Source organism: Erythrobacter sp. KY5 (assembly GCF_003264115.1).
GTDB lineage: Bacteria > Pseudomonadota > Alphaproteobacteria > Sphingomonadales > Sphingomonadaceae > Erythrobacter.
Genome location: NZ_CP021912.1, coordinates 277,284 through 298,995, shown reverse-complemented (window position 1 = coordinate 298,995; position 21,712 = coordinate 277,284). Strand labels below are relative to the sequence as shown.

The following is a 21,712-nucleotide window of genomic DNA, read 5'->3' as shown; positions in this document are numbered from 1 at the left end:
CGCTTGACGCGTGGGGCGCTGATTGCCAGCGCTGCATCCCGCTCATATTGCATTGCACAACGAAACTTCGGCTCACAGGAGCACCCGCTTGGCCACCAACGCATCCACTTCATCCCCTCTGCGGATCGCCATTGCCGGGCTAGGCACGGTTGGCGTCGGCGTCATTCGCCTGCTCGCCACCAACCGTGACCTGATCGCCGCGCGCGCCGGTCGCCGGATCGAGGTGGTCGCGGTCAGCGCGCGTGAGCGCCGCAAGGATCGCGGCGTGGATATCGCTTCCTTCGCGTGGGAAGACGACATGACCGCGCTGAGCGCGCGCGAGGATGTGGACGTGGTCGTTGAGCTGGTCGGCGGATCGGACGGGCCAGCGCTCGCCCTGTCGCGCGCGGCTCTCAAGGGCGGCAAGGGGCTGGTGACGGCGAACAAGGCGATGATCGCGCATCACGGGTTGGAGCTTGCCGAGGCGGCGGAAGCGGCCACCGCGCCGCTCAAGTTTGAAGCGGCGGTCGCTGGCGGTATCCCCGTGGTGAAAGGCCTTCGCGAAGGCACCAGCGCCAACGCGCTCACCAAGGTTTACGGCATCCTCAACGGCACCTGCAATTACATCTTGTCCGAGATGGAAGAGACCGGTGCCGACTTCGCCGAGACGCTGGCTGAAGCGCAGGCGCTAGGATATGCGGAGGCCGATCCGACCTTCGATATCGAAGGGGTGGACGCTGCGCATAAGCTCGCGATCCTTGCTGCCATCGGGTTCGGCGCGAAGGTCGATTTTGCGAACGTCTCGACCACCGGCATCGTTCAGGTGCGCGCTGCCGATATCGCGCAGGCCGATGCGCTCGGCTTCGTGATCCGCCTGATTGCAGAGGCCGACGTGCAGGACGAGGACGGCACGCCCACACTCCTCCAGCGCGTGCGTCCGTGCCTTGTCGCCAAGGATCACCCGTTGAGCGCCGTCGACGGACCCACCAACGCGGTCGTTGCTGAAGGCAACTTTTCGGGCCGCCTGCTGTTTCAGGGTGCGGGCGCGGGCGATGGCCCGACCGCGAGCGCCGTGGTCGCCGACCTCATCGACATTGCACGCGTGTTCGGGAAGGGAGCCGAAGTCGGCGCGCCGTTCTCGATGCCGGTCGACCAGCTTCAGGCGCTAGGCCCGGCGCAGGCGGGTCACCGGACAGAGCGCACCTATCTACGCTTCACGGTCAAGGACCGCCCCGGCGTTCTCGCCGAAATCACCGCGGCGATGCGGGATGCCGATGTCTCTATCGAAAGCCTGATCCAGCAGGGCCGCGAACAGGGCGGCGGCGAAGTGCTGGTCGCGATGGTCACGCATGAAGGGCCAGAGGCGAACGTCACCAGAGCGCTCGCGCTTCTCGAAGGATCGGAAAGCCTGACCGGCGCGCCGCTGGTGCTGCCTATCATTCCCGACTAGCTGGCGCTTCTTCGGGCTCCTGATCGTAGCGGGAGGGCGGAAGGCCCAGCTCGCGCTCAAGCAATTCGCGCGCCTCTTGCGATGGCTCGCCATCCTCGCCAATCGGATCGAGCCCGCGCGCGATCCGGTCGGCATCGCTGCCTTCGGGCGGTGGTGGCAGCGCCTCGACATCTATCATCAGCGGGTGGGGGCCGGGACAGGGCGGGATGAAGCAACCGGTGAGGAGGATCGTCAGCCCCGAGCCGACGAAGGGATGATGGGTGTTGTCGACATCGGGTGCCTGGGGATCGTTGATATAGGCGCTCTCACGCGCATAGCGGTCGGCCCAGGCCTGCGCGGAGCCGGAGAACCAGTTTTCAGGATCATCGCCGCGCTGGCGACACACGATGATCTCGCCAGAGATTTCGCTCGCATCCACCTCTTCCTCGCATTCCCGGATGTCGGCCTGTGAAGGAGCAGGGGCGGCGGCAGGCTGAGGCGCGAGGTCGATCCGCTGCGGCGGGACACGCGGCTCGCTCAGGTTGTCGTCATCCAGCGGGATCGGCACCCGTTCCTGCGCGGCGAGGGGCATGGTCGCGGCAACCAGTGCCAGCGTCATGCCCCATCGAAATGTCACTCAGGCACCGGCGGCGCTTCAAGGCCCAGCGCGCGGCGGCGCGCGGCGATTTCCTCGGGCGTGGGATTGGGATCGCGGCCAAGCGGGGGAAGCCCGCGCGCAATCCGGTCGGCGTCCGACCCCTCGGGCGCTTCGGGCAGCGCTTCGACATCGATCATCAGCGCCGCTTCGGGCGGACAGGGCGGTATCACGCACAGCCCGCCGACGGTCGCAGGTCCGGAGAAAATGCCGCCGCCCGCGACATTGACCGGCTGATCACCCTGCGTGCGCGAGGCATATCGCTTTTCCCATTCTTCCTTGTTCCACGATCCGTCGCTCGCCTCGCCAAGCTGGCGGCATACGACGATCTCGCCCGCGATGCGGCCTGCATCGGCCTCTTCCTCGCAATCCTCCTCGAGCAGGCGGTCCGATTCCTCGCGCGGGACAGTCACCGAAAGGTCGAGCCGAAGCGGCCGCCTCGCCGGAGTGGTGGGTGTGGGCGTGGTGGGTGTGGGCGCGGCGTCTTCGCCATCGGCCTGTGCGACGGGTTCCGCGTCCTGTGTCACCGGCTGGTCATCCTGCGCGGCCACAGGGGCAGCGAGCGAAACGCCCAGCCCCAGAGCGCCTGCGAAAAGGATCGATTTTCGGTAAAGGCGGGCGGCATTGCTCGACAAATGCGGCTCCTCCTGTCTAAGCGCATTGCGTTTCGAAGCTGAGCCGATGACAAGGCGCAAGAGGACTGAATTTCGCATGAACACCCCTACTGACACAGATGTGCTGGCGGCAAAAGAGCCTGAAGATTCAAACGCGATCGACCGGGTTCTGGTCCTGGAAATGGTTCGCGTGACCGAGGCCGCTGCGGTCGCCGCAGCGCAGCTGATCGGACGCGGGGACGAAAAAGCCGCTGACGCCGCAGCCGTCGAGGCCATGCGCCGCGCTTTCGACACGCTTTACATGGATGGCACGGTCGTCATCGGCGAAGGCGAACGCGACGAAGCGCCAATGCTTTATATCGGCGAGAAGGTCGGCATGGGTAAGGGGCCGCAGATCGACATCGCACTCGACCCGCTCGAAGGGACCACCATCACCGCAAAGGCCGGACCCAACGCGCTCGCGGTTCTCGCAGCAGCGGAGAAGGGCGACCTGCTCAACGCACCGGACGTCTATATGGACAAGCTTGCGGTTGGGCCGGGCCTGCCTGCCGATGTGATCGACCTTGCCAAATCACCGACCGAAAACGTGAAGGCGGTGGCCGCTGCAAAGGGCAAGGAAGCGTCCGACATCAATGTCTGCGTCCTCGACCGTCCGCGCCATGCCGACCTTATCGCAGAGCTGCGCTCAATCGGTTGCGGTGTGTTCCTGATCGGCGATGGCGATGTTGCAGGCGTGATCGCGGTGACCGATCAGGATACGGGCATCGACATGTATATGGGCCAGGGCGGCGCACCCGAAGGCGTGCTGGCCGCCGCTGCGCTGCGCTGTGTCGGCGGACAGTTCAATGGCCGCCTCGTCTTCCGCAACGACGATGAAAAGGCGCGCGCGAAGAAGTGGGGGATCGAGGATCTCGACCGCATCTACAAGCTCGATGACCTTGCCAAGGGCGACTGCATCTTTGCAGCAACCGGCGTCACGGACGGATCGCTGCTCGACGGGGTGAAGAAGCGCAGGAAGTCCACCGGCGCGATCATCATGACCACCGAAAGCGTCGTGATGCGCGCATCCTCAGGCACGGTAAGGTGGATCAAGGGCGAGCACCGGATTACGCCGCACCGGAGTTGAGGGGCGGGTCGCCGCTAAACCCTTGCCGATCCAGCCAGTTCGCGCAGGCTGACCTTCGAACAAGGGGGTAAGCATGCTCTGGTTTTTCGCACCGATTGTCCTCGCGGCTGCAACAAGCGCTCAGGGCGAAGGCCCCGGCAATGCGCCTGTCCCGCCGAGCGAGCCTCAAGTGCTGGGCGCAGGAACGGTCTCGCAAGAGGGCCGCTACGAGTTCTGTTCGACCATGTCGCGCGACCGGCGCACGATCACCATCGGGATCGAGCATGGCGAGTGGCAGTCGATGGAGGCGTGGCATTGGGAGGACGGTGAGTGGACCGGGCCTCAGCACGTCCTTGGAACCCCTGAATACACCGCGCAGGACCCTTATCTTTCCGAAGACGAAGCGCGGCTCTATTTCATCACGCGGGCGCGCGGCGATGCGGATATCGGCTACCTGACCCGCAACGAGGCTGGCGATTGGGCGGACCCGGTCCTGCTCGATGCCCCGATCAACGGGCCGGGCAACGACTATTTCGTCTCGATCACCCGTTCAGGCGAGGTCTACTGGTCATCCGATCGCGCCAATGACGAGGGCGGATACGATATCTATTCGGCCAGTCTTGAGGGTGCGAGCGATAGCGAGGCCACCCGCCTCCCATCACCCGTCAACACCCGCGCATATGAGGGCGATCCCTATATCGACCCCGAAGGCCGATACCTGATCTTTGCCTCAAGCCGCCGACGGGGGCTGGGGCGGGGCGACCTTTACCTGTCACTGCCCGATGGCGAAGGCGGATGGTCCTATCCCATCGCGTTCGATGAGCGGGTGAACACGCCGGGCCATGAGCTGTGCCCGCTTGTCACGCTCGACGGGTCGGCGCTGCTTTTCACGAGCAACGAGGATATTCGCTGGGTGTCCACCGCGATCATTGAAGAGATGATCGCCGGGCACTCCCAAGCGGCTCAGTAGTCGTCGCGCGGCTGCAAGTCCCATTCGGCTTCGCTGGCCCGGTCGCGGCCATATTCGATCAGGCAGCGCATGAAGCGGCGGTGAAATTCGACCGGGTCGTCCTCGGCATCGTCGATGCTGCGCCATTGTTCGCAGGTCTTGGGGCCCTGATCCTCGAAATCCGGGATCGAGTAGATGCGATGCGGATCGCTCAGATCCTTGTTGCGGATGCGCGCGAAATAGAACGGCAGGTTCTGGTTGCGCGCCCGCTCGCGCGCCCGGTCGACCGACAGCCGCCTGATCTGGTTCTCGAACAATTCGAGCGTGCGCACCGCAAGGTCGAGCACTTCCCAGTCCTTGCGCTGGCCGATCGTCGCCCGCTCGGGAGCGCAATTTGCAGGATCAACCTTCTGGCAATCCTCGCGCGAATCTCCCGAAGCGTTGAGGATGAGATAGAGCGCGTGGCGGTCCTCCTCGCGGATCAGCCTGTCGGTAGAGCGGTCCTCGAGCACTTCGCTGAACCGGTCGTCGAACACCGCATATCGCACGCCTCCATCGATATACATGCGATTGTCGATGAAGGACGGACGCGCGCCCGGTGGAACGATGGATGAGGCCACCAGAGCCTCGATATAGCAGTCCTTGAGCAGCTTGCGCTGCGTCTCGTCGCCCGCCTTGGCATAGCGCGCGGCAACCTCGGTCAGGTCGAATGCGACCGCAACGCCCAGATCGACGTCGGTAGCCCCGGCAAGCAGGTAGTCGCGCTTTGATACATCCTCGGGATAGCGCGCCGCCACGGCTCTCAAGACCTCGTCGGTCATGATCTCGTCCAGCCGGTCGCGCAGCGGGATGAGATCGGAAATCGAACCCTTGGTCAGCAATTTGTAGATCGCCTTGAGGCTGAACCCGTCCTCTATGTCCGAACCGTTTATGTCGGTCACCAGCAGCTGGCCCTCATCGTCGATCGTGTAGCCATTGACCGATATTTCGGGCCTGCCGATAAAGGCGCCGGTCGATTGCAGCGCTCCGGTGCTGATCCCGGTGACGAGCCTGAAATCGGGCATCCGGCCGCTTTTATGCCAGCCATCGAGAAAGCCGACGCCGAACGCACCGTTCTGGCTTCCGCCCGACAGCAGCAGCATGTTGCCCGGATTTTCCTCGATGACGCTTTTGAGAGGCCGCTCGCCCGGCAGCGATGTTTCAAGCGAATAGCGCACCAGATCGCACCTCTCGCCCTCCGGCGTGAACTTCGGCGTGTGCGAACATGCGCCGAGGAAAAGCAGCGCGAGAATTGCAACCCATAGCGACTTCATGAACGGCCCCCCGTTTTCGTACATGTCTGGACTGACACCAAAAAAGCGCTGACGCAATTGGCAGCGCGGCAAACCTGCATTGGGTCAATCTGACGACAACGCACGCGGATGTGTTGCAATTGCATGACGCTTGGCTAGGCGTGGCGGGACAGCAGCACACCTCTTCGGGGATTCGCATCCATGAAAATCATGTCGGGCAACTCGAACCTGCCGCTCGCGCGCGCGATTGCGGCCTATCTCGAAATCCCGCTTACCGATGCGAGCGTTCGCCGGTTCGCCGATGAAGAGATTTTCGTCGAAATCCACGAAAACGTGCGCGGCGAAGACGTGTTTATCGTCCAGCCGACCGCGTTCCCGGCAAACGACAACCTGATGGAGCTGCTGATCTGCATCGACGCGCTGCGGCGCGCATCGGCCAAGCGGATCACGGCGGTGGTGCCTTATTTCGGCTATGCCCGTCAGGATCGCAAACCCGGCCCGCGCACGCCGATCTCTGCCAAGCTGGTCGCGAACCTCATCACCGAGGCAGGCGCCGACCGGGTGCTGGCGGTCGACCTTCACGCCGGCCAGATCCAGGGCTTTTTCGATATCCCGACCGACAACCTCTACGCAGCGCCCGTCATGGCTGCCGACATTCAGGCGCGCTATGGCGATCAGGATTTGATGGTCGTCAGCCCGGACGTGGGCGGCGTGGTGCGCGCGCGCGCGCTGGCCAAGCGGCTCGACAATGCGCCGCTCGCCATCGTCGACAAACGCCGCGACCGTCCCGGTGAGAGCGAGGTGATGAACATCATCGGCGAAGTCGAAGGGCGGCACTGCATCCTCATCGACGACATCGTCGATTCAGGCGGCACGCTGTGCAACGCAGCCGACGCGCTGTTAGAGGGCGGGGCGAAATCCGTCGCCGCTTACATCACCCACGGCGTCCTTTCAGGCGGCGCGGTGGCGCGCATCGACGGCTCGCAATTGAAGGAGCTGGTGATCTCCGATTCGATCCGCCCGACCGAAGCGGCGGAGAAATCCGACAAGATCCGCATCCTGACGATGGCCCCGCTGGTGGGCGAAGCGATCCGCAGGATTGCCGATGAGAGTTCGGTCAGCAGCTTGTTTGACTGATGGAATCGGTCGCAACGCGACCGCAAGGCCGACCGGCCGTCCGCAGCGACGCGATCTTTGATCGCATGAGCGAGGAAGTCGCGCGCCCGGATGGGCGTGCGCAAAAACAATAGTGTTCGACAAGGCCGAAGTCCGCGAAATCCTCATCGGCGCTGCCCGTGCAGGAAACGCGCTTACCTATTCGCAAATGCTCGGCCTGCTCGGTTACCGCTTCACCCGGCCCAAGATGCGTGCGCTGTGCAAGGTGCTCGACTCGATCGATCAGGACGGACGCGTTGCGGGCGAGCCCGACCTTGCAGTCCTCGTGGTGCGCCAGTCCGACGGGCTTCCGGGCCAAGGCTGGTTCGTCGCCCGCTCGCATCTTGCCGAGACGATGAAAGGCACATGGCCGCTCGACTGGGAAGGCGCGGAAGCGAAGGCCTATGTCACATTGCACCAAGAACAGGCTTTCGATTTCTGGCAGGCGCGTTAGTACGCGCGTGCCAAGCCACCCGCTCCCTCCACCCTTCCACCCGGATTATCACTCCGGGTCACGATCCGGGTGGAAGGGTGGAGGGAGCGGGTGGCCCCGGACCTTCAAAGAGAACCCCATGACCCCAGCCGACCTCCAACTCGCCAACCGCCTCGCCGATGCGGCGGGCGCTGCCATCCGACCCCTGTTTCGCGGCGAATGGGCCGAAGAGCGCAAGGAAGACCGCTCTTTCGTCACCGAAGCCGACCGTGCAGCCGAGGCCGCGATGCGTGCACTCATTGAGGCCGAACACCCCGAAGACGGCATTATCGGCGAGGAATACGGCACCCGTAACGAAGGCGCAGGGCGCCAATGGGTGCTCGACCCGATCGATGGCACGACCAGTTTCATCGCCGGGCGTCCGATCTTCGGCACGCTCATCGCGCTGCTTCAGGACGGCTGGCCTGTCCTTGGCGTCATCGACCAGCCGATAGCGAAGGAGCGCTGGGTCGGGCGGATCGGGGAGGGCACGACCTTCAACGGCAAGCCTGCGAGGGTGCGCCCGTGCAAGGACTTTTCCGACGCCGTTCTCGGCACCACCACCCCGCACCAGTTTTCAGGCGACGATGTCGATGCCTTTATGGGCGTTGCCAAGGCGGTTGCCGAGCGCAAGATCATCTATGGCGGCGACTGCTACAATTACGGCCTCGTCGCATCCGGCCATGTCGATATCGTGGTGGAGGCAGGCCTCAAAATCCACGACTTCGCCGCGCTCGTCCCCGTGGTCGAAGGCGCCGGCGGCACGATGAGCGACTGGCAGGGCAACCCATTGGATGCCGACAGCGACGGGCGCGTCATCGCCCTTGGGGACCCAGCACGGCTTGAGGACGTTCTTGAAGCGATGGGGTGATCCGCCCCGCTGCAACAGGGGACTCAAATGCCACACATGACAGCACCGTCCGATTATGGCGGCATCACCGACTGGACCCCCGACGAACTTTCCGATCTTTCGGGCAAGCGCTTTCTTATCACCGGAGGCAATTCCGGGATCGGTTTCGAAGCGGCCAAGATCCTCGCGCGCAAGAACGGCGATGTCGTGATCGCCTGCCGCGATGAGGAGAAGGGCAAGCAGGCGCTCGCCAAGCTGGTGAACGAGGGGGAGGGGCGCTGCGAGCTGCTGCGAATGGACCTTGCCGACATGTCCTCGATCCGCGCAGCGGCGGACGAGGCGAAGGACCGGTTCGGGGCGATCTGGGGCCTCGTCAACAATGCAGGCGTGATGCAGACGCCCAAATCCAAGACCAAGGACGGGTTCGAACTGCAGCTTGGCACCAATCACCTTGGCCATTTCCTCTGGACCGCGCTGATGATGGGCCAGGTCGACGGACGAGGTGGGCGTGTGGTCACGGTCGCCAGCATCGCGCACAAATTCGGGCGGATCGATTTCGACAATCTGATGATGGAGCGCGGATATGATCGCAGCCGTGCTTATTTGCGCTCAAAACTTGCAAACCTGCTGTTTGCGATGGAGCTTCACCGAAGGCTAGATGCGGCGGGCTCGAAGGTGAAGTCGGTTGCCTGCCATCCCGGCTATTCCTCGACCCCGCTCCTCAGCAAGACCCAGAACCCGCTCTCGCGCCTTGTCAACGGCGTCAGCTCGGCGGTGTTTGCGCAGTCGCCGGAGCGCGGCTCATGGCCGACCGCGCTCGCCGCCGCCGATGACCGTGTGGTGAGCGGAGGCTATTACGGCCCCACAGGCTTTTTCGACGCACGCGGCCCCGTGGGTGACAGCGACGTCGAGGCGCGCGCGCTCGACGAGGGCGTGGCGAAGCGTCTCTGGGAGGTGAGCGAGGAATTGGTGGGGGAGACGCTGTCAGTATGAGCAGCGAGCAACCCGCACACCTCTTCTTCTACGGCGTCCTTCAGGATGGGTTTGGTCCCGGCGGGCAGGACTGGCCGTTCCTGAAAGGCTTGGGCCTTGGTGCGAAGGCGAGCGTGCATGGTTCATTGTTCGCGATCCCTGACGAGAATGGCTGGTATCCCGCGCTCATCCCCACTCAGGCGCGGCTTTCGTCGGTCGTGCAGGGCACGATCCACGATGCGAGCGGCGTCGACATCGCCGCAATCGACGCATTCGAAGGCGCAAACTACACTCGCCAGCCGATGCCGGTCGATGGCTGGGACGGATACGGCGAGACCCATGCCGACACGTATGTCTGGACCGCAGAGCTACCCGAGGGCGCGGAAGTGATCGTGAGCGGGGATTTCAAACTGTGGCTGGAGGTAACAGGGCGCAAACCTTTCAGCGGGTGAGGCGGTCCGGCATTTTCCTACAGTCTGGCGATCCGCTATACCGGCTGCGCTCTTTCCCATCGTCGGCCAGCCAATGAACCCCGCTGTAAAGGTGACACTTTTCGAGCGGCAGGGTGACACTTTCGGCATGCAAGGTGACGCTTTTCGCCCCAGGGTGACAGTTTTGGGCGCTACAGTGACACAATGGCGTTTTTGGCCCTGGAGCGTGTAACATGCGGTCCACTTCTCGCCTGAAAGCACCCCGCACGAAGCTTGCAATCCTGCGCCAAAGCGCTAAATGGCGCGACTTCAACGACACGAATCAAGCGACCGGCCTGGCTGAAAGGGCTGCCAGGGCTGGTTTGACGTGTCTCTGACCAAGGAGATGAAAATGCCCAAGCTTAAGACCAAGAGTGGTGTGAAGAAACGCTTCAAGATCACCGCAACCGGCAAGGTCAAGCACGGTGTCGCTGGCAAGCGCCACCGCCTGATCAGCCACAATGCGAAGTACATCCGCCAGAACCGCGGCACCACCGTCCTGTCCGAACACGACACGAAGACGGTGAAGAAATGGGCCCCTTACGGGCTCGACTGATCGCGATCTAAGGAGAAACTGATATGCCTCGCATCAAACGCGGCGTTACCACGCGCGCCAAGCACAAGCGTCTGCTCGATCAAGCCAAGGGCTATCGCGGTCGTCGCAAGAACACCATCCGTATCGCTCGTCAGGCCGTCGAAAAGGCCGGCCAGTACGCCTACCGCGATCGCCGCATCAAGAAGCGCAACTTCCGCGCTCTGTGGATCCAGCGCATCAATGCGGCGGTCCGCGCTGAAGGCCTGACCTATTCGCAGTTCATGCACGGCGTGAAGCTTGCCGGGATCGAGCTTGACCGCAAGGTCATGGCCGACCTTGCCATGAACGAAGAAGCGGCGTTCAAGACGATCATCGCTCAGGCGAAAGACGCGCTTCCCGCCTGAAGCAGCGACAATCGCTGACACATCAAAAGGGCTCCGGTGCAGGCGATGCATCGGGGCCCTTTTGCGTCGCGAGCAGGCGTCTGGCGACCGGGGCCGCGCCACCGCGCCCTTGTAACAATGCGCCAGAACGCTTGTAGAAGCGCGCCATATGGGTCAAACCATGACTCATGGGGATAGAAGAGGACATGCGCACCGGAGCGATCGCTCCGGCAACCGGGCTTACAGGGCCTCGGCACTCTGTCCGAAGCCAGTTCTTCGCTCCACCGTCCCAGTTCGACGGGTGCTTCACGACGTTCTACCATCTTGAGCTCGACGTGGCCGACGGCGGGATTGTCGAGGACTATCTCCAGCCTGAATGGGGCAATATCCGGTTCTTCAGCGGCGCGCTGCCAAAGTCGCAGATCGGCGAAACATCGCTCGAAGGCGCGCGCTACAATGCTACGGGGCCAAGCTCGCTTCCCTGCCACTTCACGGTGGGCACGACCCGCATGTGGGGGATCGGCTTCCTGCCGATGGGATGGGCGCGGTTCGTCGATGCGGACGCATACGATCTTGCCAACACTGTCTTCGGCGGCGCCCGGCACCGGGCCTTCCGCAAATTCGATGCGCTGTCGGGCGTGCTCTGCGACCCGGACGCAACTCTCGAAGAGCAATATGGCCACATCGTCGAGGTCATGGACGGGCTCATGAGGCAATCTCGCGACGAGCCCAAGATTGTCCGCGTCCATGCCGCGCTCGTCAGCGGGGAGCATTTCGCGGTCGGCGAGCTCGCGGATGCGTGCGGCATGAGCATCCGCACGCTGGAGCGGGTTTGCCACCGCTATTTCGGCTTCGCGCCCAAACTGCTGATGCGTCGCCAACGCTTCATGCGCAGCCTCACCAGCTTCATGGTTGACCGTGCGCAAGGGGGCGGCCTGCGCTGGACCGAAGCCATGGACGGCGATTATCACGACCAGGCGCAATTCACCCGCGAGTTCACCGAGTTCATGACCATGACCCCGACCCAATATGCCGCGCTCGACAAGCCGGTGCTCACGTCATTCATGGAAGCGCGTGCAAGGGTGTGGGGCAGCGCGGCGCAGACGCTCGACAAGCCCAAACAGGGCGAAGAGAGCTAATTCGCGAGACGGTCTGCGCAAATTGCTGTTTCCTACCGGCTAACCGGTCCCTATGTATCAGGTTCTTCACAGGTAATGGGGTGAAGTCCAGGGCGGCCTTAAGCGGGGCCAAAGGGACCACAAAGGGGCAGTTGGGGGTTCGCACAAGGTAAATGCGAAACGAATTGGGCAATGCGATAACGATCCGCTTTGCGCTGCCTGCTGAAGAGCTGCGGCCTTACGTGACGACCTATTACTGCACCGAAGTTGCCGCTTCGCCGAGCGAACCGGTGCTGGAAGACTATCTGCACCCCGAATGGGCCAATCTTCGCTTCATGAAAGAAGGGTGGGCCCAAAGCGCGATCGGCGATGCGCCGCTTGCGACCACGCCCGCCTTCTCCGCGACCGGCCCGACGAGCAGGGCGACCCGTTTCCGCATCGGCACCGGCAGGAGCTGGGGCATCGGTCTGATGCCGCTTGGCTGGGCTTGTCTGGTGGATGCACATGCCAGCGACTATGCCGATCGGGTTGCCGACGGAGCCGCAGACGCTGCATTTGCCGCGTTTCAGCCGCTGGCCCGCGCGCTGGCTAACAGCAAGGGCGATTTCGTCTCGGAGCTTCGCTTGATCGAGGCGCACATGGCGCAGCTGAAACCGGCTGAGCACGCCTCGGCGCAGGCCATCCAGCGCATCCACGCGCAGTTGGTCGATCCGGAGCTTTCCAAGGTCTCCGACCTCGCGGACCGGGTGGCGATGAACGTGCGGTCGCTTGAGCGGATGTCCCGGCGCGCCTTCGGCTTCACTCCCAAGCTGCTGCTGCGGCGTCAGCGTTTCCTGCGCAGTCTTGCTCAGTTCATGCTCGACCCGTCGCTCAAATGGCTGTCCACGATGGATTATCAGTACCACGATCAGGCGCATTTCGTACGTGATTTCAAGCGCTTCATGGGGATGAGCCCGACCGCATATGCGCGGCTGGACAAGCCGTTCCTCGTCGCTGCTGCCCGCGCGCGAATGTCCATTGCGGGCGAAGCCGTGCAGGGTCTGCACGACCCGACATCCAAGGGCGCTTGAGCAACACCCGCGCATGACGCGTTCGCGCCTGCAACAAGCGCTTTGCAACTGGAGCAAATAGGCGCTAGCGGACCCGCTCACCCAAGCAGGCCAGACAATGACTGAACTGACACAACAAAAGACCACCGCTCTTGCAGCGATCGCGGCCTCGACGTCGCTCGACGCGCTCGAGGAACAGCGCGTTGCTGCGCTCGGCAAGAAGGGCTGGGTCAGCCTTGCTCTCAAGACGCTCGGGCAGATGAGCCCGGAGGAGCGCAAGGACGCAGCTCCCGCGATCCAGGCTGTGCGCGCCGAAGTCGCCGAAGCTATCGACGCGCGCAAGACCGCGCTCGAAGCCGAAGCTCTCGAAGCGCAGCTGGCAAGCGAGACGATCGACCTGACGCTGCCCGCACCGGACAGGCACAAGGGCTCGATCCACCCGGTGAGCCAGGTGATGGATGAGCTGGCGGAGATCTTCGCCGACCTCGGCTTCCAGGTCGCGACCGGTCCCGAGATCGAGGACGACTGGCACAACTTCACCGCGCTCAACATGGATGAGAGCCACCCGGCGCGCGCGATGCACGACACGTTCTACTTCCCGGACAAGTCGGCTGATGGCGGGCAGATGCTCTTGAGGACGCACACCTCTCCGGTCCAGATCCGCTCGATGAAGAAGCAAGGTGCCCCGATCCGCATCATCGCGCCGGGCCGCGTCTACCGCTCCGACAGCGATGCAACGCACACCCCGATGTTCCATCAGGTCGAAGGCCTCGTCGTCGACAAAGGCATCCATCTTGGCCACCTGAAATGGACGCTGGAGACCTTCTTCAAGGCCTTCTTCGAGCGCGAGGATATCACGCTTCGCCTGCGCCCCTCCTACTTCCCCTTCACCGAACCTTCGGTCGAAGTCGATGTCGGTTACTCGAACGAGGGCAATCGCCGCGTAGTCGGCGGCCATGGCGATGACGAGGGCCATGACTGGATGGAGCTGGGCGGCAGCGGGATGGTCAATCGCCGCGTACTCGAAATGGCGGGTGTCGACCCGGATGAATATCAGGGTTTTGCCTTCGGCCTCGGCATCGACCGCATCGCCATGCTCAAATACGGAATGAACGATCTGCGCGCCTTCTTCGATGGCGATCCGCGCTGGCTGCAGCATTACGGCTTCTCGCCCTACGACCAGCCGACGCTTTCTGCAGGCGTGGGAGCGCGGCCATGAAGTTCTCGATCACGTGGCTGAAGGACCATCTCGAAACCGAGGCATCGTTGCAAGAAATCACCGATACGCTGAACGCGATCGGGCTTGAGGTCGAAGGCGTCGAAGACCCGTCCGAAACGCTTGCCGGGTTCAAGGTCGCAAAGGTACTGACGGCGAAAAAGCATCCCGATGCCGACAAGCTTCAGGTGCTCACCGTCGACACCGGCGAAGGCGATCCGCTGCAGGTGGTCTGCGGCGCTCCGAATGCGCGTGCTGGCATGAAGGGCGTGCTGGGCCTGCCCGGCGCGGTCGTCCCCGCTAATGGCATGGAGCTCAAGAAGAGCGCCATCCGAGGTGTCGAATCTAACGGCATGATGTGCTCGGTGCGCGAACTTGAGCTGGGCGATGAGCATGATGGCATCATTGAACTGCCCGAGGATGCGAGCGTCGGGCACAGCTTTGCCGACTATCAGGGCTCCTCGCCGATCATCGACGTCGCGATCACGCCCAACCGCCCGGATTGCATGGGCGTCTATGGCATCGCCCGCGACCTTGCGGCGGCTGGTCTTGGCACGTTGAAGCCAATTGCGATGCCCGAGTTTGAGGCGTCGGGCGATTGCCCGGTCGAAATCCGCACCGACGACCCCGAAGGCTGCCCGGCCTTCTATGGCCGCGTCATTACGGGCGTGAAGAACGGCCCGTCACCGGACTGGCTGCAACAGCGGCTCAAGAGCGCGGGCCAGCGTCCGATCTCGCTGCTGGTCGACCTCACCAACTACCTGATGCTCGCATTCGGGCGACCCGCGCACGTTTACGACCTTGCCAAGCTTTCGGGCGCAGTCGTCGCGCGCCGCGCGAAGGACGGTGAGCAGGTGCTGGCGCTCAACGAGAAGACCTACACGCTCGATGAGAGCATGGTGGTGATCGCGGATGAAAGCCAAGTCCACGACATCGCAGGCATCATGGGCGGCGAGAATTCGGGCGTTCAGGACGACACGACCGACGTGCTGCTCGAGATCGCTTACTTCGACCCGCCGCGCATCGGCGTAACGGGTCGCAAGCTGGGCCTTGCCTCCGACGCGCGCACCCGGTTCGAGCGCGGGGTCGATCCGGCATTCCTCGAAGATGGTCTCGATATTTTGACCGGCCTGATCGTCGAACTTGCAGGCGGAAGCGCGAGCGAAGCCGTGCGGGCCGGCGTCCCACCGATGGCTCCGAAAGTCGTGCTGTTCGACACCGACCTAACCGCCAAGCTCGGCGGCGTCGATGTACCAGCCGACGAGCAACGCCGTATCCTCGAAAGCCTCGACTTCACGGTCGATGCGAACTGGAACGTCACCTGTCCGCTGCGCCGTCACGATATCGAAGGTCCGGCCGACCTCGTCGAGGAAGTCGTGCGCATCCATGGTCTCGACAAGGTCGAAAGCGTTGCCCTCCCTCGCATGGACGGCGTGGCTCGTCCGACTGCTACGCCGCAGCAGCAGATGGAGCGCAAGCTTCGCCGCGCCGCTGCCGGAAGCGGACTGGACGAAGCCGTGACGTGGTCCTTCCTGCCCGAACATGCCGCCGCGCACTTCACGGCCACCGATGATCTGTGGAGGCTCGACAACCCGATCAGCGAGGACATGAAGGTCATGCGCCCCTCACTCATTCCGGGTCTGCTGATCGCCGCTAAGCGCAACGCCGATCGCGGCGCGGGCGCCTCGCGCCTGTTCGAGCTTGGCCGTCGCTACTTCCGCGGCAAGAATGGCATGAGCGATGAGCGCGCGACACTTGGCATCGTGCTGACGGGGGAGAAGGTGCAGCGTGGCTGGGCCTCGGGCAAGTCCGTGATGTACGACGCCTATGACGCGAAGGCCGCCGCGCTCTCATTGCTCGAAGCAGCAGGTGCGCCGGCGGACAAGCTGATGGTGATGGGGGAAGCTGGCGAACAGTTTCATCCGGGCCAGTCTGCAACCTTGCGCCTCGGTCCCAAACAAGTGCTTGCGCGCTTCGGCATGCTCCATCCCGCGACGCTCAAGGCGTTCGACATGGATGGACCTGTTGCAGCGGTCGAGCTGTTCCTCGACGCAATCCCGGCGAAAAAGGCACCCAAGGGGCCGGTCAGCTTCGCACGGCCCGGCTTCACGCCGCCCGCACTGCAAGCCGTGACCCGCGACTTCGCCTTCCTCGTGCCCGCCGACCTTCCGGCAGAAGACCTGCTCAAGGCAGTTCGCGGCAGCGACAAGGCGAACATCACCGCCGCGCGCGTGTTCGACCTCTTCACCGGTGAAGGTGTGCCCGAAGGCAAGAAATCGCTCGCCATCGAAGTGACGCTGCAGCCGCAGGAAAAGAGCTACAAGGACGCAGACCTTAAAGCGATTGCCGACAATGTGGTGGCCGCAGCGACCAAGCTGGGAGCGGAACTGCGCGGCTAAGCCTGCGCGCAACGTATCGCCATGTCGAACAGAAGAACCTTCGCGATCATCTCGCACCCTGACGCGGGTAAGACGACGCTGACCGAAAAGCTGCTGCTGCAAGGCGGAGCAATCCACCTCGCGGGCGAGGTCAAGGCGCGCGGGGCTGCACGGCGTGCGCGCTCGGACTGGATGAAGATCGAGCAACAGCGCGGTATCTCGGTCACGTCCAGCGTGATGACCTTTGAGCGGGACGGCGTGACCTTCAACCTGCTCGACACGCCGGGGCACGAGGACTTTTCCGAAGACACCTACCGCACGCTGACTGCGGTGGACTCGGCGGTCATGGTGATCGACGCGGCCAAGGGTATCGAGCCGCAGACCCGCAAGCTGTTCGAGGTCTGCCGCCTGCGGAACGTCCCGATCATTACCTTCGTCAACAAGGTCGACCGCGAGGGCCGCGATCCGTTCGAGACGCTCGACGAAGTCGCCGACATGCTCGCGCTTGATGTCTCGCCGCAAGGTTGGCCCATCGGAATGGGCGGGCGGTTCAAAGGCATTCTCGACTTCGAAACCGGCGAAGTCAGCCGCCCCGAAGGCCCCTCCAAGGAATTCCTGGGCAGGCGTGACGCCGATCCCGAGATACCCGAGGAATTCGCAGAGGAGGCCGAGCTTGCACAGGTCGGCTATCCCGAATTCGACCTCGAAGCCTATCGTAGCGGCGATTTGACGCCCGTCTATTTCGGATCGGCACTCAAGAATTTCGGTGTGACCGAACTGATCGAAGCCATCGCCAAATACGCTCCCCCGCCGCGCCCGCAACCTGCTGGCGAAGCGCAGGTTGCGCCTGACCACGCCGAGGTAACCGGCTTCATCTTCAAGGTTCAGGCCAACATGGACCCCAACCACCGCGACCGCATCGCATTCATGCGGCAGGTCTCGGGCACGTTTAAGCGCGGCATGAAGTTGACGCCAAGCGGTCTTGGCAAGCCGATTGCGATCCACTTGCCGATCCTGTTCTTCGCGCAAGACCGTGAGATCGCCGACACGGCAGAGGCGGGCGACATCATCGGTATTCCGAACCACGGCACGCTTCGCGTGGGCGATACCTTGTCGGAGAAGAATGAGCTGCGCTTTACTGGCCTGCCCAATTTCGCGCCCGAAATCCTGCGCCGTGTACAGCTGAAGGATCCGACCAAGACCAAGCAGCTTCGCAAGGCGCTCGACGACCTTTCCGAAGAAGGCGTCATTCAGGTGTTCTATCCCGAGATCGGCGCTCAGCATATTGTCGGCGTTGTGGGCCAACTGCAATTGGACGTGCTGATTTCGCGCCTCTCGGCTGAATACAAGGTTGAGGCCGCGCTCGAAGCATCGCCCTTCGCCACCGCGCGCTGGATCAAGGGCGATGCGAAGGCACTTGCCGAGTTCGAGAGCTTCAATCGCGCCAATCTCGCGCGTGATCGTGACGGCGATCTCGTTTTCATGGCCAAGAGTCCGTGGGACGTGAACTATCAGGTCGAGAAGAACCCCGAGCTCACGTTTAGCGCGACCAAGGAAAGGTGAGGTTGCGAGCCGCGCAACTTCGCGCCATTGGAACCGCATGAACGGATCAGGTCCCACTTCACAGAGCTTCATCTCTCAGCGCCTCAAGCTCAATTACGAGGATTGGGGAGGCAGGGGAAAGCCGCCATTAGTGCTCGTCCATGGTGGACGCGACCACGCCCGCAGCTGGGACTGGACCGCCGAGGCACTGCGTGACGAATACCATGTCATCGCGATGGACCACCGGGGCCACGGCGACAGCGACTGGGTGTCCGACGGCAATTACGGCGCGGGTGACATGGTCTATGACCTCGCCCAACTGATCCACCAGCTCGGCGTCGGCCCGGTGCGGATCGTGTCGCACTCGATGGGCGGCAATGTCGCGCTGCGCTATTCCGGCATGTTCCCTGAAATGGTGGCCAAGCTTGTGGCGATTGAAGGTTTGGGCCCTTCGCCCGAATGGAAGGAAAAGCAGCGCGAGACGCCCTATCCAGAGCGCATGCGCGAATGGATCGAGAAGAAGCGCAAGGCCGCCGGGCGAAGCCCACGCAAATATGAGAGCATCGAGGCCGCCTTTGCCCGGATGATCGAGGAGAACTCCTATCTCACCGAGACCCAGGCGCGCCACCTCACCATCCACGGCGTCAACCGCAATGAAGACGGCACGTATAGCTGGAAATTCGATCCGCATCTCAACGTCTGGGGCGTCGAGGACATTGCTGACGAATTCATGGAAGCCACCTGGGGCGCGATCACCTGTCCCACGCTATTGATGTACGGCGCCGACAGCTGGGCTTCAAACCCGGAGAAAGATGGCCGGATCGAGCACTTCAATACGGCGAAGGTCATCGAGTTCGAAAAGGCCGGCCACTGGCTTCACCACGATCAGTTTGACCGCTTCATCGGGGTCGTGCGAGACTTCCTCAAGGATTAGGAGACGAAGGACATGTCTGATTTCTTCGATGCGCTAGAGCCCAAGCACGCGGCGATGATCGAGAAGCAGCCGATGTTCTTCGTCGCGACCGCCGCGCCCGAAGGTCGCATCAATCTCAGCCCCAAGGGTTATGACGCCTTCCGTGTTCTGGAGCCGGGAAAGGTAGCCTATCTCGACCTGGGCGGATCGGGCAATGAAACCCACGCGCACCTTGCTGCCGATGGCCGCATCACTATCATGTTTTGCAACTTCGAACGGCCAGCGCTGATCCTGCGCATTTATGGTCGCGGAAGGCCCGTGCTGCCTCAGGACGCCGAGTGGGAGGCGCTTGCGGCCAATTTCACGCTGCTGCCCGGCACGCGCCAGATTTTCGTGATCGATATCGACAGCGTGCAGACCAGCTGTGGCTGGGGCGTTCCTTTCATGACCCTGGAAGGTGAGCGCGAAACACTGAAGAAAGCGCATCGCCAGTCTGACCCGGAGCAATGGAAGGCGAAAGTCGCGTCTCGCACCAGCAGCATTGACGGCCTACCCACCCGCGCGACGACGCAATATATTGCGGGAGATTGAGAGCAGCGGGTTACAAAGTGCCACCTCAGCCTCGATATTTGCGGCAAATCAACGCGTGCTGCTCAAAAAATAAACAAATGCTTAAAGTGTAGGCACGGACTTTTGTGCAGGTGCGAAGGAAGCGCCTGATTCCCCTGCGTCAATGGCATGACACTATTGTGGCACGCCCCTTGCAGACCATTCGGTCAGCCGGACGAGCCGGCCAAAACCGCAAGGGGGATAGGCATGAAGTTCATCATCGCCATCATAAAACCATTCAAACTTGATGAAGTCCGCGAAGCGCTGGGCTCCATCGGGGTCGCCGGGATGACCGTTTCCGAAGTCAAGGGCTTCGGTCGCCAGAAAGGCCAGACCGAGATCTACCGCGGGGCCGAATACTCCACCAACATGCTGCCCAAGGTGAAGCTCGAGATCGCTGCCAGCGACGATATCGCCGCTCAGGTGGTCGAGACGATCCAGCAAACTGCCAACACCGAGGCAATCGGCGATGGCAAGATCTTCGTGCTCGACCTTGCATCGGCCACCCGCATTCGCACCGGCGAAGCGGGCGAAACCGCGCTCTAATCCGGGGGACCCATTCCATGAAAAAACCTCTCCTCACCGGCGTTGCCCTGATTGCAGGTTCGGCCTTTGCCGCGCAGCCCGCTCTTGCTGCCGTGCCTGACGCCGAAGTTGTGTCGGCTGGCACCGCCTACATCTTCAACACGCTGCTGTTTCTGATCGGCGGTTTCCTCGTCATGTGGATGGCCGCTGGTTTTGCCATGCTCGAAGCGGGCCTTGTGCGTGCCAAGAACACGTCCACTCAATGTATCAAGAATATCGGCCTCTATTCGATTGCGGGCCTGATGTTCTGGGTGATCGGCTATTCGATTGCCTATCCCGGTTTCGCCGAGGGTTCGCTCGGCCTGTTCGGTATCGGCTCCGCGCCGTATTCGATGCAGGGCGTAGGTGAAGCCGACACAGGGACCGGATATTCGGTCGCGTCCGACTGGTTCTTCCAGATGGTGTTCTGCGCCACCACCGCTTCGATCGTCTCGGGCACGGTGGCCGAGCGTGTGAAGATCGTACCGTTCTTCATTTTCGTGACCGTGCTTACCGGCGTGATCTACCCGGTCGTGGTCAGTTGGGAGTGGGGCGGAGGCTATCTCGACAGCGTTCACGGCTTTAGCGACTTTGCCGGTTCGACGCTGGTCCACTCGACCGGGGGCTGGGCGGCTCTCGTCGGCGCTCTCATCATCGGAGCGCGCGTCGGTCGCTATGGCGCGGATGGCAGGGTCAACGTCTTTCCCGGCGCGAACATCCCGCTCGCAACGCTTGGTACCTTCATCCTTTGGCTCGGCTGGTTCGGCTTCAACGGCGCATCGCAGCTGGCGATGGGCACGGTTGGCGATGCTTCCGATGTCTCAAAGATCTTTGTGAACACCAATATGGCGGCCTGTGCCGGCGTGGTCGTCGCGATCATCCTGACCCAGGTGATGTACAAGAAGGCTGACGTCACCATGGCGCTCAACGGCGCGCTGGCCGGCCTCGTCTCGATCACTGCAGAGCCGCTCGCCCCGACCGTGGGCCAGTCGATCCTGATCGGCGGCATCGGCGGCGTGATCGTGGTGCTCACCGTTCCCATGCTCGACAAGTTCAAGATCGACGACGTGGTCGGCGCGATCCCGGTCCACTTGTTTGCGGGTATCTGGGGCACGCTGATCGTTGCCTGGACAGGCGATGCGACCTTCCTCGGCCAGCTGGTCGGTGTGTTGCTCACCGCTGTCTGGGTCAGCCTTGCATCAGCCATCGTCTGGCTCGCTCTCAAATACACCATCGGCGTGCGTCCGACGGAAGAAGAAGAGATTGCGGGCCTGGATCATGCCGAGATCGGTGTGGAGGCCTATCCCGAATTCGCTCGAACCTGAGCGCAAACAGTTTGGCGGGGGGAGGCTCTCTCTCTCTTCTCCCCCTCTTCCCGCCAAAAGACGTTCCTCCTGCGAACGAACAGACTGATAAAGGCCGGAGCGGCATGTTCGCTCCGGCCTCTTTTTCGTTTTCGCACG

General features: G+C 62.9%; 22 protein-coding genes. 19 read left to right on the top strand and 3 right to left on the bottom strand.

What is annotated here, in order from left to right:
- Positions 1–88: 88 nt before the first annotated feature.
- Entirely contained in the window at positions 89–1,429 is a 1,341-nt protein-coding gene (locus tag CD351_RS01400; protein WP_111990966.1) for a homoserine dehydrogenase, read from the top strand.
- Here CD351_RS01400 and CD351_RS01395 read toward each other — a convergent pair.
- Complete coding sequence (locus tag CD351_RS01395; protein WP_111990965.1) at positions 1,416–2,027, bottom strand: hypothetical protein; 612 nt, start codon at positions 2,025–2,027, stop codon at positions 1,416–1,418. The genes CD351_RS01400 and CD351_RS01395 overlap by 14 nt on opposite strands.
- Before the next feature lie 14 nt (positions 2,028–2,041).
- Positions 2,042–2,776, bottom strand: a complete 735-nt coding sequence (locus tag CD351_RS15855; protein ID WP_199797898.1) for a hypothetical protein — start codon at positions 2,774–2,776, stop codon at positions 2,042–2,044.
- Between CD351_RS15855 and glpX the strand changes: the two genes are divergently transcribed.
- Positions 2,775–3,803 (top strand): class II fructose-bisphosphatase, encoded by a 1,029-nt coding sequence (gene glpX / locus CD351_RS01385; RefSeq protein ID WP_111990964.1) that lies wholly within the window; start codon positions 2,775–2,777, stop codon positions 3,801–3,803. The genes CD351_RS15855 and glpX overlap by 2 nt on opposite strands.
- A 73-nt stretch (positions 3,804–3,876) precedes the next feature.
- On the top strand, positions 3,877–4,752 hold the full coding sequence (locus CD351_RS01380; protein WP_111990963.1) for a PD40 domain-containing protein: 876 nt from the start codon (positions 3,877–3,879) through the stop codon (positions 4,750–4,752).
- On the opposite strand, the gene CD351_RS01375 is transcribed toward CD351_RS01380, so the two are convergent.
- The gene (locus CD351_RS01375; RefSeq protein WP_162627560.1) at positions 4,746–6,044 is read right to left on the bottom strand and encodes a patatin-like phospholipase family protein; all 1,299 of its coding nucleotides are present in this window, start codon (positions 6,042–6,044) and stop codon (positions 4,746–4,748) included. The two genes, CD351_RS01380 and CD351_RS01375, sit on opposite strands and share 7 nt — an antisense overlap.
- A gap of 180 nt (positions 6,045–6,224) precedes the next feature.
- Between CD351_RS01375 and CD351_RS01370 the strand changes: the two genes are divergently transcribed.
- From CD351_RS01370 to CD351_RS01295, 16 genes are all read left to right on the top strand, one after another.
- On the top strand, positions 6,225–7,160 hold the full coding sequence (locus CD351_RS01370; protein WP_111990961.1) for a ribose-phosphate pyrophosphokinase: 936 nt from the start codon (positions 6,225–6,227) through the stop codon (positions 7,158–7,160).
- A gap of 112 nt (positions 7,161–7,272) precedes the next feature.
- The gene (locus CD351_RS01365) at positions 7,273–7,632 is read left to right on the top strand and encodes a ribose-phosphate pyrophosphokinase (RefSeq protein ID WP_111990960.1); all 360 of its coding nucleotides are present in this window, start codon (positions 7,273–7,275) and stop codon (positions 7,630–7,632) included.
- Positions 7,633–7,750: 118 nt separating this feature from the next.
- Positions 7,751–8,521 carry a histidinol-phosphatase gene (gene hisN / locus CD351_RS01360; protein WP_111990959.1) on the top strand — a complete coding sequence of 257 codons (771 nt, stop codon included), beginning with the start codon at positions 7,751–7,753 and terminating at the stop codon, positions 8,519–8,521.
- 27 nt (positions 8,522–8,548) lie between these two features.
- A complete protein-coding gene (locus CD351_RS01355) occupies positions 8,549–9,493 on the top strand; it encodes an oxidoreductase (protein WP_199797897.1) in 945 nt (314 codons plus the stop codon).
- Positions 9,490–9,924, top strand: a complete 435-nt coding sequence (locus tag CD351_RS01350; protein ID WP_111990957.1) for a gamma-glutamylcyclotransferase — start codon at positions 9,490–9,492, stop codon at positions 9,922–9,924. The genes CD351_RS01355 and CD351_RS01350 overlap by 4 nt, the downstream gene beginning before the upstream one ends.
- 370 nt (positions 9,925–10,294) lie before the next feature.
- Positions 10,295–10,498, top strand: a complete 204-nt coding sequence (gene rpmI, locus CD351_RS01345; protein WP_111993525.1) for a 50S ribosomal protein L35 — start codon at positions 10,295–10,297, stop codon at positions 10,496–10,498.
- A 23-nt stretch (positions 10,499–10,521) separates the two neighbouring features.
- A complete protein-coding gene (rplT, locus tag CD351_RS01340; protein ID WP_111990956.1) occupies positions 10,522–10,881 on the top strand; it encodes a 50S ribosomal protein L20 in 360 nt (119 codons plus the stop codon).
- 167 nt (positions 10,882–11,048) lie between these two features.
- The gene (locus CD351_RS01335; RefSeq protein ID WP_111990955.1) at positions 11,049–11,999 is read left to right on the top strand and encodes an AraC family transcriptional regulator; all 951 of its coding nucleotides are present in this window, start codon (positions 11,049–11,051) and stop codon (positions 11,997–11,999) included.
- A gap of 152 nt (positions 12,000–12,151) precedes the next feature.
- The gene (locus CD351_RS01330; RefSeq protein WP_111990954.1) at positions 12,152–13,048 is read left to right on the top strand and encodes an AraC family transcriptional regulator; all 897 of its coding nucleotides are present in this window, start codon (positions 12,152–12,154) and stop codon (positions 13,046–13,048) included.
- 97 nt (positions 13,049–13,145) lie between these two features.
- Entirely contained in the window at positions 13,146–14,246 is a 1,101-nt protein-coding gene (gene pheS / locus CD351_RS01325; RefSeq protein WP_111990953.1) for a phenylalanine--tRNA ligase subunit alpha, read from the top strand.
- Complete coding sequence (gene pheT / locus CD351_RS01320; protein WP_111990952.1) at positions 14,243–16,642, top strand: phenylalanine--tRNA ligase subunit beta; 2,400 nt, start codon at positions 14,243–14,245, stop codon at positions 16,640–16,642. The genes pheS and pheT overlap by 4 nt, the downstream gene beginning before the upstream one ends.
- Before the next feature lie 21 nt (positions 16,643–16,663).
- A complete protein-coding gene (locus CD351_RS01315; RefSeq protein WP_111990951.1) occupies positions 16,664–18,184 on the top strand; it encodes a peptide chain release factor 3 in 1,521 nt (506 codons plus the stop codon).
- 37 nt (positions 18,185–18,221) lie between these two features.
- Positions 18,222–19,097 carry an alpha/beta fold hydrolase gene (locus CD351_RS01310; protein ID WP_111990950.1) on the top strand — a complete coding sequence of 292 codons (876 nt, stop codon included), beginning with the start codon at positions 18,222–18,224 and terminating at the stop codon, positions 19,095–19,097.
- Positions 19,098–19,109: 12 nt separating this feature from the next.
- The gene (locus CD351_RS01305) at positions 19,110–19,667 is read left to right on the top strand and encodes a pyridoxamine 5'-phosphate oxidase family protein (RefSeq protein ID WP_111990949.1); all 558 of its coding nucleotides are present in this window, start codon (positions 19,110–19,112) and stop codon (positions 19,665–19,667) included.
- A gap of 225 nt (positions 19,668–19,892) precedes the next feature.
- Complete coding sequence (locus tag CD351_RS01300) at positions 19,893–20,231, top strand: P-II family nitrogen regulator (RefSeq protein ID WP_111990948.1); 339 nt, start codon at positions 19,893–19,895, stop codon at positions 20,229–20,231.
- 17 nt (positions 20,232–20,248) lie between these two features.
- On the top strand, positions 20,249–21,574 hold the full coding sequence (locus tag CD351_RS01295; protein ID WP_111990947.1) for an ammonium transporter: 1,326 nt from the start codon (positions 20,249–20,251) through the stop codon (positions 21,572–21,574).
- The last annotated feature ends 138 nt before the right edge of the window (positions 21,575–21,712 follow it).